Here is a 14,641-nt window from a genome sequence, read left to right on the forward strand (position 1 = left end):
TTAGGGGGAGGGGAAGGGGGGTTTAGGGGAGGAGGGTGCTGAGCCAGGCGCGGGCCTCGATGAAGATCTCGTCGTCGTAGCGGGACGTGAACTCGATCGGCCGCTTGTCGGCGCGCGGGTACGAGCCGAGGAAGATCACGTTGGGGCTCGAGCGGCGCAGGCCCAGCAGGGCGTCGGCGACACGCTCGTCGAGGATGTGGCCGTCGGCGTCGATCACGAAGCGGTAGCGCCCCAGGGCGTCGCCAATCGGCCGCGACTGGATCAGGCTGAGGTTGACCCCGCGGGTGGCGAACTGTTCGAGCATTTCGAGCAGGGCGCCCGACCTGTCCTCGGGCAATTCGACGATCACGCTCGTCTTGTCGGCGCCCGTCCTGGCCGGGAGCTCGGTCGTGCGGCTCACCAGCACGAATCGGGTGACCGCGTTGGGATTGTCGCCGATGTCCGTGGCCAGCACGTCGAGGTCGTGGTGCTTCTCGATGCCGGGCGGGGCGATGGCGGCATCCGCCTGGCTGTTTTCGAACAGGGATGCCGCCGCGGCGACGTTGCTCGACGCCGGGATGTGGCCGTGGCGCGGCAGAGTGGACTCGAGCCAGGTGCGGCACTGGGCGTAGGCGACCGGATGCGCGTTGATGACCCGCACGTCGGCGAGCGCGGTGCCGGGGCGGGCGACGAGCACGAAGTTCACCGGGACCAGGTATTCGCCGATGATCCGCAGGTTCGGGGCGCCGGCGAGGGCGTCCTGGGTGGCCGAGACACCGCCGTCGACCGAGTTCTCGATCGCGATCATCGCGGCGACGCTGCGCCCGGTGAGGACATCCGCGAGGGCCTCGCCCACGTTGTTGACGGCACGCCACGGCTTTCCCTGCGCCTCGGGCACCTGGGCCAGCGCGGCTTCCGTGAAGGTGCCGACCGGCCCCAGGAAGCTGTAGGTGACATTAGGGGACTCGGCCATGGCTCACAGCCTAGTTGCAGTGCCAAGATGGGGGCATGAATGAACGTGCGGGAACCCCGGCCCAGGACTCAGACCTCATCGACGCGGAGGCGCTCGTCAACGCGTATTACGCGCTGAAACCGGATGTCTCCATCCCGGCGCAGAGGGTCGTCTTCGGCACATCGGGCCATCGCGGCAGTTCGCTCAACCTCGCGTTCAACGAGGACCACATCATCGCCACGACGCAGGCGATCGTCGAGTACCGAGCCGCCCAGGGCATCACCGGGCCGCTGTTCATCGGCACCGACCCGCACACGCTCAGCGCCCCCGCGTACACGACCGCCCTCGAGGTGCTCGTCGCCAACGGCGTTCGCGCCCTGGTCGACGAATTCGACGACTATGTGCCGACGCCGGCCCTCTCGCACGCCATCCTCGCCTACAACCGGGCCGGGAACGGCGACGAGGCCGACGGGATCGTCGTGACCCCCAGCCACAACCCGCCCTCCGACGGCGGCTTCAAGTACAACCCGCCGCACGGCGGCCCGGCCGGCAGCGACGCCACCTCCTGGATCGCGAACCGCGCGAACGAGCTCATCGCGGGCGGCCTGAAAGACGTCAGGATGAGCGAGCCGAGCGCGGTGGAGACCTACGACTTCCGCGGCAACTATGTCAATGACCTCGAGAACATCATCGACATGAAGGCCATCAAGGACAGCGGCATCCGGATCGGCGCCGACCCGCTCGGCGGCGCGAGCGTGGGCTACTGGGGCGCCATCCGCGACCGGTACGAGCTCAACCTGACCGTCGTGAACCCGAAGGTCGACCCGACCTGGCGGTTCATGACCCTGGATTGGGACGGCAAGATCCGGATGGACCCGTCGAGCCCCTCGGCGATGGCATCCGTGCTGGCGCACAAGGATGATTACGACATCCTCACCGGCAACGACGCCGACGCCGACCGGCACGGGATCATCACCCCGGATGACGGGCTGATGAACCCCAACCACTTCCTGGCCGTCGCCATCGACTACCTGTACAGCCACCGCGACGGCTGGCGGGCGGACGCCCGGGTCGGCAAGACCCTCGTCTCGTCCACCATGATCGACCGCGTCGCCGGCTTCCTCGGCCGCGAACTCTGGGAGGTTCCGGTCGGCTTCAAGTGGTTCGTCCCCGGCCTGATCGACGGGTCGGTCGCGTTCGGCGGCGAGGAGAGCGCGGGAGCCAGCTTCGTGCGCTTCGACGGCACGGTCTGGACCACCGACAAGGACGGCATCCTGCTCGCCCTGCTCGCCTCGGAGATTCTCGCGGTAACCGGGAAGACGCCGAGCCAGCGCTATGCCGAACTCGCCGAGCACTTCGGTACGCCCGCCTACGCGCGGGTGGATGCCGCGGCGACGCCGGCGCAGAAGGCCCAGCTCGGCAAGCTCGACGGCGACGCCATCACGGCCACCGAGCTGGCCGGCGAGAAGATCATCGCCAAGCTCAGCCACGCGCCCGGCAACGGCGCGGCCATCGGCGGGGTCAAGGTCGTCACCGAGAACGCCTGGTTCGCGGCCCGGCCGAGCGGCACGGAAGACGTCTACAAGATCTACGCGGAGTCGTTCCTCGGCCCGGAGCACCTGAAGCAGGTGCAGGTCGAGGCGAAGGCGATCGTCGACGCGGCGATCGCCTGATCTCGTCGAGACCCGCGCTAGGGGATGCTCCAGTAGTACGCCCGGCCGCCCGGGTGCTTCGTCGTGATCGCGTAGTCGACCGAGAGGTAGTCGCTGTCGTCGGTGTGCCCGGCGTAGTAGATCTGCACGCCCGCCGCGGTCTTCTCCACGCGGGTGACGATTCCGGTGTGGTCGCGGTCACCCGACTTGTCCCAGTCGAATTGCACGACGTCGCCAAGTTTCACCTGGTCACGCTGGGCGTCGGTCAGGGCCGTGGCCCGGCCGGAGTCGGCGAGGTAGCGCATCAGCGCGGTCGAACTCACCCAGGGTTTGGAGAAGGAAAAACTGGAGCCGGTGCCCGCGGTGCGCCACTCGGCGTCCATCTCCCAGCCGCGCGCGATCAGCGACTGGTTGGTGAAGTTGACGCAGTCGTTTCCGGTGACGACCCCGTAGTCGGCGACGTTGTAGTTCTTCCAGTGCGCCAGCGCATAGGCCAGCTGCTTCTGTACGGCGAGGTCGACCGGGACCGGCGCGTTCGGGCTGTCCGGGGTGGCTCGGGGGGTCGCGGTATCCGTCGGCACCGATGTGGCCGCCCGGCCGGCGGAGGGTGAATCCTGTGCAACCACAACCGAGGTCAGCGCTGCCGCTCCCGCGATGAGGCCGCCGACGGCGAGCGCCACGAGGCCGATCCGGATGGGCCGGGAGAGCGCCACGATATCCTCGATTCATTGGGGGTGAGTTCACCTGGTCGGCTGCGGATGCGGGTCCGCCTTTAGGTGATACTCCAGTATGAGACCGTTCCTCCGGCGTTCGCGAGCGACTCGTCGACAGACTTGAAGTCGTTGTCCATCGTGTGGCTGGCGTAGTAGATCCGCGCGCTGCCGCCCGTCTTCTCGACGCGGGTGACGATCCCGGTGTGGTCGCGGTCGCCCGAGCTGTTCCAGTCGAACTGCACGACGTCCCCGACCTTGACCTGCGCGCGCCGGTCGTCGCCGAGCGCGGTGGCGCGGTTCGGATGTGCGGCCAGGTAGGCGGCAAAGGCCGTGGAACTGGCCCAGGCCGCGCTGTACTGGCTGGTTCCGGCGTTGAACGACCACTCGGCATCCATGGTCCAGCCGCGTGCGATCAGCGACTGGCTGGTGAAGTTGACGCAGTCGTTACCGGGGAGCCGGCCGTACTCGGCGGAGTTGTAGTCCTTCCAGTGGGCCAGCACATAGGCGGTTTGCGCGGCGACCTTCGGGTCGGGGATGTAGCGGAAGCTCAGCGGCGCGGTGGCCAGGGACGGAGTCGCGGCCGAGTGGACGGGTACGGCGACGCCGTCGGCGTCGAAGAGCTCCACCGGGACGGCTCCGAGGCGCGTCGAGGCCGGGGTGCTGAGGGTGGCCGTGTCGCTCGTGACCGAGACGACCGTGCCGGGGTTGGCGCCGAAGTTCACGCTGGCCACCTTGTTCAGGTCCGCGCCGGTCACGGTCACGACGGTGCCTCCGGCGACGGAGCCGGCAGAGGTGCCATTGGCCGCGATGATGCTGCTGCGCACGATCGGCTCCGGCTGCCAGGCCGGGGCGCTGCCCGCGGCGGCCGAGGGTCCCGGCTCGGAAACCGCACCGATCGCGCCTCCGCCGGTGGCCAGGCCGACCGACAGGGCGACGGCACTGCTGGCTGCGATGATGCTTCCGGGGAGGAGGATGTGCCGCTTCTCGCGGGGCCTCTCGGTGGAGTGGCGGGGCCGGTTGCGGGTGTCTCGGGGTGAATTCAGGCGCACAAAATCGTCTCTGTTCGGGGGGAGGGGACCCAAAAGGTAAACATCGCCCCATGGCAAACCCCTGTGCGAAGCATCCGAAACCCATGGGCGCCGGTGCGGCGGACCCGTCGCTAGTCGTAGTCCGGCGCCGCGGGGAGTCCGAAGAATTCCTCCAGTGTGCTCACGCGGGTGCGGTGCATTTCGCCCGCCAGCTGCACCCCGATGTAGCGGAAGTGCCAGGGCTCGAACTCGTACCCGGTGATGGCGACCTTGTCGGCCGGGTAGCGCAGCAGGAACCCGTAGCGCCACGCATTCGCCTCGAGCCACCGTCCGTGCGGGGTGTCGGCGAAGCAGGCACTCAGGGCACACCGTGACGGAACCGAACTGATGTCCAGGGCCAGGCCGGTCTGGTGTTCGCTCGAGCCGGGGCGGGCGATGGCGGCGTCCGCGGACGCCTGTCCGTTCGCGCGCACCGCCCGGTCGTACACCCGGGTCTGCGCCTCGAAGCCGCGGTAGGCGCTCTGCGACTGCAGGCGGAGTCCGGTCGCCTCGGTGATGCCCGCGAACATCGCCACGGCTGCGACGGATGCCTCCTGCCGCAGCCTCGGCTCGTACACGTGCGGCACCGGGACATCCGCGAGGTCGGTCGGGGCGAAGTCCGGCGGAGTCAGCGGACGTCTCTTGTTCACGACGACCCACAGGCTGGCCGGGTCGTCGGTCGACCGGGCGCCCCGGTCGAACGTCGGCACCGCGGTCGGCGCGGCGGACGGCGCCGGCCGCGGCGGCTCGGCCGACGCGGGGCTGGGCGCCGGGGAGTTGCGGGACGCGGGGGCGGACGCGGAGAGCACGCCGGCGATCAGGGCGCCGGCAGCCAGGACGACCGCCACCGGCACGAGCACGACGGCGCGGCGGACGCGCCACCGCCCTCCCGGGCCGGAACCGGGCAGGCGTTGGTCAGGCACGAGGTCGAGCCTACCCTCGGCCGCGCGGCGGCAACCGGCGCCGCCCGCGTCGGCGAAGGCGGAACGGCCCGCTCCGGTGAGCTGCACCGCCGAGGGGAATGAACGGTGGCCGCACCGGGTTGTCGGTGAGATGCGTATTGTCATTGCTGGTGCACACGGAAAGATCGCCCGACACCTGACCCGGGCGCTGGTTCGGGACGGGCACGAGGTGACCGGGCTGATCCGGGGCGAGGCGCAGGGCGCCGACCTCATGGTCGACGGCGCGGCTCCAGTAGTGCTCGACCTCGAGAGCGCCTCGGTCGCTGATCTGGCCCGGGTCCTGTCCGGCGCGGATGTTGCGGTGTTCGCCGCCGGGGCTGGGGCCGGCAGCGGAGACGCCCGGAAAGAGACGGTCGACCTCGGCGCATCCGTGCTGCTGGCCGACGCGGCCGAGGCCGCGGGCGTGCCGCGTTTCATCCAGATCTCCTCGACCGGGGTCGAATCGGTGCGGGGCGGTGCCGTGCCCGACTCGGTGCCCGCCGACTTCGTTGCGTACCTCCGGGCCAAGCTGGCCGCCGAGGAGGATCTCGCCGCGCGCCCGCTGGCCTGGACCATCGTTCGCCCCGGCGGGCTCATCGACGACCCGGGCACCGGGGCCGTGCGGCTCGACCTCACCGGCCCGGGACACCTCGAGCCCGGCCGGTCCGAGCCGCGAGGGACCGTTCCTCGCGCCGACGTCGCAGCCGTGCTCGCCGAGCTGGTGCGAACCGGCGCCGGCACGCGGCAGGTGCTGCACCTGCTCTCGGGCACGGTTCCCGTCGCCGACGCCGTGGCGGCGCTGGGCTAGCACCGACGACGAGGAATGTCGGACGGTGCCGATAGAACGGTCGCAATGAATCCCAACAAAAGAGGAAGCGACATGAACGTTCTCGTGGCGACATCCCTGTCCCAGGGCACTCGAGACGACGACTACCACTGGTGCGTCGAAGGCGAATTGGTGACGATCCAGGAACCGTGCGCGTGCGACAGCGTCCACCCGGAGTCCGGTTGCGGCTGCTCCCGCGCATTCGCCGGCCTGAGCTCCCAGCGCGCGACGACAACTGCGCGGATCGCTGAGATTCCCGGCTTCACGGTCGGCGACTACGTCGCTGCACTCGCATCCGGTCTCTCCGCCCAGGGTTGGGATCCCGCAGACGCCGAGGGGCTCGCGCGGGATCAACTGGCCCTCATCGCGGGATGGCCGACGGATGCGATCCTCGAGCGGTCCTACGACAGGATCAGCATTCGGCGGCGTCCATCGGCACCGGGCCTCGACGGGCCCGGCCACCGGTGATCGGGCCGGGGTCTCGACAAGCTCGACCACCGATGGTCGAGGCCAGTCGGGATCAGTCCAGCTGCGGCACGACCTCGCGGGCGATGAAGTCCAGGTGGTCGAGGTCGGACAGATCCATGATCTGCAGGTAGACGCACTCCACGCCGTCGGCGGCGAGGGCGCCCAGCCGGTCCACGATCTCGGATGCGGTGCCGGCCACGCCGTGCTGGCGCAGCTCGGCCGGCTCGCGGCCGACCGCGGCGGCCCGGCGGGCGAACTCTGCCTCGTCCCGCCCCGCGACGGCGATCAGGGCGGCCGAGTAGACGAGCTCGTGCGGGTCGCGGCCGATGGCCGTGCAGGCCGCGCGGACGCCGGCGAACTTGCCCGGAATGTCCGCGAACTCGGGGAACGGCAGGTTGAACTCGGTGCCGAAGCGGGCGGCCAGGGCCGGGGTGCGTTTACGCCCGCCGCCGCCGACGATGACCGGAACGCGCGCCTGCACGGGCTTCGGCAGCGCCGGGGAGTCGACGAGCCTGTAGTGCTCGCCGGCGAAGCTGTAGCTCTGTCCGACCGGGGTCTCCCACAGTCCGGTGACGATCTCGAGTTGCTCCTCGAGCATGCCGAAGCGCTTCCGCGGGAACGGGATGCCGTAGGCGAGGTGTTCCCTCTCGAACCAGCCGGTGCCGAGGCCGAGTTCGACCCGGCCGCCCGACATCTGGTCGACCTGGGCCGCCTGGATCGCGAGGATCCCCGGCGGACGGAAGGTCACCGACGAGACGAGGGTGCCGAGGCGGATGCGCCGCGTCTCGCGGGCGAGCCCGGCCAGGGTGGTCCAGGCATCCGTCGGGCCCGGAAGACCGGAGGCGTCGCCCATCGCGAGGTAGTGGTCGGAGCGGAAGAACGCGTCGAAGCCGAGCGACTCCGTGGCCTGGGCGACGGCGAGGACGTCGTCGTAGGTGCCGCCCTGCTGCGGTTCGGTGAAGATGCGAAGTCTCATGGGTTCAGTGTTTCAGGTCTCGACAGGCTCGGCCTCCGGGGCGGGCGGGCCGAGGAACTCGACGTCGGGCAGGGGCGTGAACCGCGTGCGCATGACCGCGATCGACTCCGGGTTCTGGTCGACGAGCACGAAGCGGCGTCCGAGGGCGGCGGCGACCGCGCCGGTGGTGCCGCTGCCGGCGAAGAAGTCGAGCACCCAATCGCCTTCGCGACTGGAGGCCTGGATCATCCGGCGCAGGATGCCGATCGGCTTCTGGGTGGGGTACCCGGTCTTCTCCTTGCCCGTTGGCGACACGATCGTGTGCCACCAGACATCCGTCGGCAGCTTGCCGCGCGCGACCTTCTCGGGCGTGACCAGCCCGGGCGCCATGTACGGCTCGCGGTCGACGGTGCTCGAGTCGAAGTAGTAGCGGGCCGGGTTCTTCACGTAGACGAGGATCGTGTCGTGTTTGGTCGGCCAGCGGTTCTTCGACTTCGCGCCGTAGTCGTAGGCCCAGATCAGTTCGTTGAGGAAGCAGTCCCGGCCGAACAGCGCGTCGAGCAGCACCTTGGCGTAGTGGGCCTCCCGGTAGTCGAGGTGCAGGTACAGGGTGCCGTCGTCGGCGAGCAGGCGCCAGGCTTCGATCAGGCGCGGTTCGAGGAAGGCCCAGTAGTCCTCGAACTGGTCGTCGTAGCCGAGCAGGTCGCCCTTGATCCGCTCGTAGAGCTGACCCTTGAAGCCGGTGATGGTGCCGGCCGCACGCGCGCCCTTGCCCGGGCTTGCCGGCGGCGGCAGGCGCACCGACGTCGTTGTGCGGCGATTCTGCACCCGGCCCGTGTTGAACGGGGGGTCGAGGTAGATCAGAGTGAAGGACTCGTCCGGCAGTGCGGGGAGCACCTCGAGGTTGTCGGCGTGGATGACGCGGCTGGGAGACGTCTGTGACCACGCGATAGGCATTCCCTCATTCTGCCAGTCGACATAGCCCGCGGGAGCTAGCTGGGATCCGGCCCCGGTCGCCGGTCGATTCGCGGCTCGTCGTCTCGCAGCTGGTCGTCGTCTCGCAGCTGGATGGTGATGCGGCCGTCGTAGACCTTGTCTGCGGCCGGATCCCCGGCGAGGGGCGCGGGCGCCGGGAGCACGCTCTGGCGGTCCAGCTCGATGGCGGCCTCATGCCGAGCGGGCGCGAAGACCTCGTCGCCGATGCTCACGATGCTTCCGCCGCCGCCAGGGCGATGGTTCTTGTTCGAAAGGTCGATCCAGCCGAGCCGGTTGGCCAGGTATCCGAGCAGCACAAAGCCGGCCAGGCCGATCGGAAACCACCACTCCATTCCGCCAGTCTACCGAGCTGCGCGCAGTCCGCCGGGCGGCATCCGGTCAGGGAACGCGGGTGATCCATTCGTCCGTGCCGAACTTGGTGACGACAAGCTCGGCCGCCTTCGCGTACTCCTCGTCGGTGATGTCGCCGGAACGCGCACCATAGAGCTCGATGAAGGTGTCCTTCATCCGTTCGATGATTTCGTCGCGGCCCAGGCCGGTCTGGCTGCGCAGCGGGTCGACCCGCTTGGCCGCGCTGGTGATGCCCTTGTCGCTCAGCTTCTCGCGGCCGATGCGCAGCACCTGGACCATCTTGTCGCCGTCCATGTCGTAGCTCATGGTGACGTGGTGCAGCACGGCGCCGCTGCCGAGCCGCTTCTGCGCGGCTCCGCCGATCTTGCCCTTCGGGCTCGTGATGTCGTTGAGCGGCTGGTAGTACGCGTCGATGCCGAGTGACTTGAGCGCGGTGAGCACCCAGTCGTCGAGGAAGGCGTACGAGTCGGCGAAGGTCATCCCCTGGACCAGTTCGACCGGCGCGTAGATCGAATACGTGATGACCGATCCGGCCTCCATGAACATGGCGCCGCCGCCGGTGATCCGGCGCACGACGGTGAAGCCGTGCAGGGCGGCGTTGGCGGGGTCGACCTCGTTCTTCAGTGACTGGAAACTGCCGATCACCACGGCCGGCTCGCTCCACTCCCAGATGCGGAGCGTGGGCTTGCGGCGTCCTTCGCCGACCTCGATCGCGAGCACCTCGTCCAGCGCCATCTGCATCATCGGCGCAACCGGCTTGGAGTGGATGAGCTGCCAGTCGTAGTCGCGCCAGCCGCTGGCCTGGGCCAGGGACCGGCGGATCGCGACCGCCACGGACTCCGGCGAGAAGCCGAGCAGGGTCGCGTGCGCGGGCAGCGCCCCCCGCACCGCGGCGGCGATGGTCGCGGCGTCGCTGCCGACCGGCAGGCCGTTCACCGCGGCGTTGATGTCCTCGAGGGCGTCGTCCGGGTCGAGGAAGAAGTCTCCGGCCAGCCGGAAGTTGACGATCTTGTCGTCGACCACGTCGAGATCGACAACCACGAGCTTGCCACCTGGAACCTTGTATTCACCGTGCATGGGGCAAGCCTAATCGCCCGGGCCCCCGACATCCGTGTGCGCGCGGAAGCGCTCATCGAGCCAGGCGACGAGGTCGGCGACGACGTCCGCCCGGTTGGTTTCGTTGAAGACCTCGTGGCGGGCGCCGGGGTACACGACCAGCCTCACGTCGCGCAGGCCGGATCGCCGCGTATATGCCTTGACGAGCATGCGTGCGCTGCGCTCTCCGCCGACGGTGTCGTCGCCGCCCACCTGGATCAGCAGCGGGAGGGCGGGCGGCAGCCCCTGGGCCGGTCGACCGAAGATCCGGGCCGCCTCGCGCAGCCCGAAAAGCCGGGCCAGGGGGGTCGTCGTGGTGAGCGGATCCGCGATGAACGCGTCGGCCACCGCGGGGTCGCGGCTCAGCCACTCGACGCCCGTCGTGCCGAGGTGCGTGTGTTTGCGGTTGAGGTCGCCGCTGTCGAGGTAGCCGGGCCAGCGATACGCCGTGCCGCTGAGCACGATGGCGTCGTAGTCAGCCGGGTACTGGTTCATGATCATCTGCACCATGAACGACCCCCAGCTGTGCCCGAGCAGCACGAGGGGCAGCCCCGGCTGCTGGGAGCGGATGATCCCGCTCAGCTGGTGCACGCCGGCGACGGCCGCGCGCATCCCGCCCGGCCCGAGCCGACCGATCTTCGACAGGTCTCCTCCGTGCTGATCGAGTCCGGTCTGGCCGTGGCCGCGGTGGTCGTCCGCGTAGACCGTGTAGCCGGCGGCGTTGAGCGCCCGCGCGAGGTCCGCGTAGCGGCCGGCGTGCTCCCCCACCCCGTGAGCGAGCTGAACCACGGCCCTCGCGTTCGGGACCGGCCAGGCGTAGTAGGTGATCTCGACGCCGTAATCATCCGTGAAGGTGGGCACGGTGTCATTCTGGCAGCAGACGGCAGCGCAGAGGAATACTTAGCAATGCTAATTGGTTATGCTCAATACCTATGGAATCCGCGACCCCTGCCCCCGCCCCGATGCCGGCCCGGCGCAGCAGCGTTGCCGAACTCAGCCACGACTTCCGGATCGCCAACGGCCGGCTGGCCCGGCGCCTCCGCCAGGAGAAGGCGGAGAACGAGCTCAGCGGCGGCCAGTTCTCTGCCCTCGGCACCCTCTTCGTCGACGGACCGCTCACCCTCGGCGAGTTGAGCGAACTCGAGCACGTCACACCGCCCTCGATGAACCGCACCGTCAACTGCCTCGTCGAGGCGGGCCTCGTGCAGCGGGCCGGAGCCGAAGACGACGGCCGCAAGGTCGTGCTCAGTGCATCCGAGCAGGGCCAGACGCTCATGCGCGAGACCCGGATGCGCCGGGACGCCTGGCTGGCCACGCGCGTCAGCGCCCTCACCCCCGAGCGTCGCCGCGTGCTCGCCGAGGCGACGCTGATCATGAGGGGACTGGCCGACAGTTGAGTGCGATGTTCCGCTCCCTGGGCGGCGTGAATTACCGGATCTGGTTCGCCGGCGCCCTCGTGTCGAACATCGGCACCTGGATGCAGCGCACCGCGCAGGACTGGATCGTGCTCACCGAGCTGACCGATCACAATGCCACCGCGGTCGGCATCGTCATGGCGCTCCAGTTCGGGCCGCAGCTGCTCCTGATGCCCTGGTCGGGCCTGATCGCCGACCGCTTCAACCGGCGCCGGCTGCTCATCCTCACCCAGACCCTGATGGCGATGCTCGCCCTCGGGCTCGGCATCATCACGGTGACCGGGGTGGTGGAGCTCTGGCACGTCTACCTGTTCGCCCTCGCCCTCGGCGTCGTCGCGGCGATCGACGCGCCGGCACGGCAGACGTTCGTCTCCGAGCTCGTCACCGATGACAACCTGTCGAACGCCGTCGCGCTGAACTCGGCGTCATTCAACGGCGCCCGCCTGATCGGACCGGCCGCCGCGGGCCTCCTCACCGTCGCCGTCGGTGCGGGCTGGGTCTTCCTGATCAACGCGCTGACCTTCGCCGTAACCGTGCTCGCGATGATGCTGCTGCGCCGGGAGAAACTCCGCGCGCAACCGAAGGCATCCCGGGAGCGAGGCCAGCTGGTGGCCGGGTTCCACTATGTCTGGCGCCGGCCGGACATCGTGGTCGTGCTGATCACCGTGTTCCTGGTCGGCACGTTCGGCTTCAACTTCGCGATCTTCACGGCGACGATGGCGACCGTCGAGTTCGGGATGGGCGCCGGGGAATTCGGCCTGCTCAGCTCGATCATGGCCATCGGGTCGGTGGCCGGGGCGCTGCTCTCGGCGCACCGCAGCCGTCCGCGGCTCCGGCTCGTGGTCGTCGGCGCCGCGACATTCGGTATCGCCTGCGGGATTGCGGCCCTGATGCCCACCTACGCCGCCTTCGCGATCGCGCTGGCGCTCGTCGGGTTCTCCGCCATCACCCTGATGACGACCGCGAACGCCTACGTGCAGACGACGACGACCCCTGCCATGCGCGGCCGCGTCATGGCGTTGTACATGGCGATCTTCGCCGGCGGCACCCCGCTCGGCGCCCCGCTGGTGGGCTGGGTCACCGACCAGTACGGCCCACGCTGGGGGCTCGGGGTCGCCGCCCTGTCCGGGATCCTGGCCGCCGCAGCCGTGCTGTTCTGGATGATCAAGTACCGCCGGCTGCGCGTGCGCTTCCGCCCCCGCGGCACGCCGCGGCTGCTCGTGCGGCACGACGGGGCCGGCCGCGACCGCGAGACGGCAACCCGGGAGATCGCCATCGTCGAGGCAACCACCCCCCGCTAAGCCTCCCGGTGGGAGCATGGAGTGAGGAGGGGGCATCAACGGTCCGGATCGCCCTGCCCACCCACGGGCTGAACTCGGTGTGCGGGTACGATGGACACGCCCGTCGATCCTTTGGAAGGCTGCCCGATGCTTGCTGCGCCTCAGGAATGTGAAGCCGCCGTGACCGCGGTGCGGCGGCGGGCAGGGTTGGTCGCGGCCGTCGCGGGGCTGGGCCTGCTGCCGTGGTTCTGGGTCATCGAGGCGATTGCGGGCTTCCGGCCCGTATCCCCAGCGCTCGGCGCCCCTGACCAGGAGTTCATCGATTTCTACGTCGACAACGTCTCCCGCATCCCTCTGAACACCACGCTGTTCATCGGGCAATGGGTGATCCTCCTGGTGCTGCTGGTGTCCGTCGTCCGTGCCGCGTGCGGGAGGCTGGACCTCGCAGCCATCCTGTCCACCACCTTGGCCGGAGCCGCGACGGCCATCTACGTGGGCGCCGAGGGTGCCCTCCTGTGGCCCGTCATGGCAGCCGACAGGAGCGCCAGCAAGCTCCGCGACGACCTCGATCCCGGACTCGCTCAGGCGGCGGTACTCTCGCGTGACGGACTCCATGCCCCCGCCTCTGTCCTCCTCGGGATCTCAGTCCTGCTCATCGCGTGGCTGCTGGCCAACAGCGACTTGTGGGGGCACTGGGTGATGTCCGGCCTTGCCGTGTTTGCTGGCGCATTCGCCCTCTCCAGCGTCCTCGTCGGTCCGGAGGGCTTCGGCCCCGGCTTCATCTTCGTGCTGTGGGGGCCCGTGACTGCCGTACTCCTGCTCATCGGGCAGCGACGCACTCGAACTCACACCCCATCCCCAGCCAAATAGCCGAGTCGCTCGCCTCAGCGCTAAGCCTCGCCGACACCGCCCATCAGGCGAAGGATCGGGCGCGCGATCAGGGCGAGCAGGATGGCGATCCCGCCGAGCACGCCGAAGTAGACGGTCTCCGGCACGGTCGCGTACCACTGTGCGAGCAGGCCGGGCACGGCCGAACCCAGTGCGATCGACAGGAAGAACAGCGCGACCATCTGCGTCTGGAACGGCCCCGGCGCCAGCTTGGTGGCGACCGACAGTTCGACCGGCGAGAGAAGCAGCTCGGCGACCGTGAAGGCCAGCAGGATGCCGATCATCGCCAGGAGAGGCGTGGAGTTGGCTCCCCCGTCCGCGAACGGCAGGAAGAGCAGGAAGGCCGCTCCCATGGCCGCGGTGCCGATCGCGAATTTCATCGTCGTCGACGGCTGCTGGTAGAGCGACCGGAACGCCGCACTCGCGACGAACAAGGGAAGGAAGGCGAAGACCCGCTTGCGCTCGACCGCGGTGACCTGCCGGTTCGTCAGGATCACTGCGGAGTACGCGACCACGGCGAGCCCGAAGCCGAAGTGGAACCCGACCGTGCTCTGCAGCAGGCCGGTCAGGATCGGGCCTATGAAGGCGCCCAGGTTGATGCCGAGGTAGAACAGCGAGAAGCCGGCGTCGCGGCGCGGGTCTTCCCGGCTGTATAGCGAGCCGACGACGGAGGTCGCGTTGGCCTTCAGCCCGCCGCTTCCGACCGCAATCAGGATGAGCCCGGCCGTGACCCCCCCGGGACGCCCGGCACGAACCCCAGCGTGACGTGGCCGAGCATGATGACGATGGCGCTGAAGAACAGCACCCGCTCGGTGCCGAGCAGGCGGTCGGCGACCCAGGCGCCGAGGATCGTCGACAGGTAGAGATACCGAGACCACCCTCGGCAACCGAGTAGTACAGGTACAACACCAGGATGCCCTGCATGCCGTAGAAGGAAACGCGCTCCCACATCTCTACGCCGAAGATGTTGGCGAAAGGGCGAGGCTGTCCGAAGAAGCTGCGGTCCGGGTGGGAGGGCACTTCCTGCTCAGCGCTTTTGGCCATCAGGAGAGCCTACCCGCGA

15 protein-coding genes and 1 pseudogene are annotated in these 14,641 nt (G+C 69.3%); 6 read left to right on the plus strand and 10 right to left on the minus strand.

Annotated elements, in window-relative coordinates; all coding sequences use genetic code 11:
• Positions 1-22: 22 nt before the first annotated feature.
• Complete coding sequence (gene pheA, locus E3T54_RS09800; RefSeq protein WP_134475511.1) at positions 23-952, minus strand: prephenate dehydratase; 930 nt, start codon at positions 950-952, stop codon at positions 23-25.
• 35 nt (positions 953-987) lie between these two features.
• On the opposite strand from pheA, the gene pgm reads away from it, so the two are divergent.
• Positions 988-2,604: a phosphoglucomutase (alpha-D-glucose-1,6-bisphosphate-dependent) gene (gene pgm / locus E3T54_RS09805; protein ID WP_134475512.1), complete on the plus strand. Its 1,617-nt coding sequence runs from the start codon at positions 988-990 to the stop codon at positions 2,602-2,604.
• A gap of 17 nt (positions 2,605-2,621) precedes the next feature.
• Here pgm and E3T54_RS09810 read toward each other — a convergent pair whose 3' ends face one another.
• The 3 genes from E3T54_RS09810 to E3T54_RS09820 all read right to left on the minus strand — a co-directional run bounded on the left by E3T54_RS09810 (position 2,622) and on the right by E3T54_RS09820 (position 5,286).
• The gene (locus E3T54_RS09810) at positions 2,622-3,296 is read right to left on the minus strand and encodes an amidase domain-containing protein (protein WP_166804881.1); all 675 of its coding nucleotides are present in this window, start codon (positions 3,294-3,296) and stop codon (positions 2,622-2,624) included.
• 59 nt (positions 3,297-3,355) lie between these two features.
• Positions 3,356-4,345 (minus strand): amidase domain-containing protein, encoded by a 990-nt coding sequence (locus tag E3T54_RS09815; protein WP_166804882.1) that lies wholly within the window; start codon positions 4,343-4,345, stop codon positions 3,356-3,358.
• Positions 4,346-4,455: 110 nt separating this feature from the next.
• The gene (locus tag E3T54_RS09820; RefSeq protein ID WP_241977158.1) at positions 4,456-5,286 is read right to left on the minus strand and encodes a M15 family metallopeptidase; all 831 of its coding nucleotides are present in this window, start codon (positions 5,284-5,286) and stop codon (positions 4,456-4,458) included.
• Positions 5,287-5,416: 130 nt separating this feature from the next.
• Between E3T54_RS09820 and E3T54_RS09825 the strand changes: the two genes are divergently transcribed.
• Together E3T54_RS09825 and E3T54_RS09830 are read left to right on the plus strand one after the other, a co-directional pair.
• Positions 5,417-6,112, plus strand: coding sequence for an NAD(P)H-binding protein (locus E3T54_RS09825; protein WP_134475516.1), 696 nt, complete (start codon positions 5,417-5,419; stop codon positions 6,110-6,112).
• Positions 6,113-6,184: 72 nt separating this feature from the next.
• Positions 6,185-6,598, plus strand: a complete 414-nt coding sequence (locus E3T54_RS09830; protein WP_134475517.1) for a hypothetical protein — start codon at positions 6,185-6,187, stop codon at positions 6,596-6,598.
• Positions 6,599-6,650: 52 nt separating this feature from the next.
• Here the strand turns inward: E3T54_RS09830 and E3T54_RS09835 are convergent, their stop codons facing one another.
• Genes E3T54_RS09835 through E3T54_RS09855 form a run of 5 tightly spaced genes read right to left on the minus strand, consistent with a single transcriptional unit; the run spans position 6,651 to position 10,856 of the window.
• Positions 6,651-7,574, minus strand: coding sequence for an LLM class F420-dependent oxidoreductase (locus E3T54_RS09835; protein ID WP_134475518.1), 924 nt, complete (start codon positions 7,572-7,574; stop codon positions 6,651-6,653).
• 12 nt (positions 7,575-7,586) lie between these two features.
• A complete protein-coding gene (locus tag E3T54_RS09840) occupies positions 7,587-8,510 on the minus strand; it encodes a site-specific DNA-methyltransferase (RefSeq protein ID WP_134475519.1) in 924 nt (307 codons plus the stop codon).
• Positions 8,511-8,545: 35 nt separating this feature from the next.
• A complete protein-coding gene (locus tag E3T54_RS09845) occupies positions 8,546-8,881 on the minus strand; it encodes a hypothetical protein (protein ID WP_134475520.1) in 336 nt (111 codons plus the stop codon).
• A 46-nt stretch (positions 8,882-8,927) separates the two neighbouring features.
• The gene (locus E3T54_RS09850) at positions 8,928-9,977 is read right to left on the minus strand and encodes a biotin/lipoate A/B protein ligase family protein (RefSeq protein ID WP_134475521.1); all 1,050 of its coding nucleotides are present in this window, start codon (positions 9,975-9,977) and stop codon (positions 8,928-8,930) included.
• Positions 9,978-9,986: 9 nt separating this feature from the next.
• A complete protein-coding gene (locus E3T54_RS09855; RefSeq protein ID WP_134475522.1) occupies positions 9,987-10,856 on the minus strand; it encodes an alpha/beta fold hydrolase in 870 nt (289 codons plus the stop codon).
• Positions 10,857-10,927: 71 nt separating this feature from the next.
• Between E3T54_RS09855 and E3T54_RS09860 the strand changes: the two genes are divergently transcribed.
• The 3 genes from E3T54_RS09860 (at position 10,928) to E3T54_RS09870 (ending at position 13,560) form a co-directional block, all read left to right on the plus strand.
• Positions 10,928-11,392, plus strand: coding sequence for a MarR family winged helix-turn-helix transcriptional regulator (locus tag E3T54_RS09860; RefSeq protein ID WP_241977159.1), 465 nt, complete (start codon positions 10,928-10,930; stop codon positions 11,390-11,392).
• A 5-nt stretch (positions 11,393-11,397) separates the two neighbouring features.
• On the plus strand, positions 11,398-12,711 hold the full coding sequence (locus E3T54_RS09865) for an MFS transporter (RefSeq protein WP_198414459.1): 1,314 nt from the start codon (positions 11,398-11,400) through the stop codon (positions 12,709-12,711).
• A gap of 126 nt (positions 12,712-12,837) precedes the next feature.
• Positions 12,838-13,560: a hypothetical protein gene (locus tag E3T54_RS09870; protein ID WP_166804883.1), complete on the plus strand. Its 723-nt coding sequence runs from the start codon at positions 12,838-12,840 to the stop codon at positions 13,558-13,560.
• A 20-nt stretch (positions 13,561-13,580) separates the two neighbouring features.
• Here E3T54_RS09870 and E3T54_RS09875 read toward each other — a convergent pair.
• A pseudogene (locus E3T54_RS09875) lies at positions 13,581-14,622 on the minus strand (peptide MFS transporter).
• Positions 14,623-14,641: the final 19 nt, after the last annotated feature.

This window comes from Cryobacterium sp. Sr8 (assembly GCF_004403225.1).
Taxonomy (GTDB): Bacteria; Actinomycetota; Actinomycetes; order Actinomycetales; family Microbacteriaceae; genus Cryobacterium; species Cryobacterium psychrotolerans.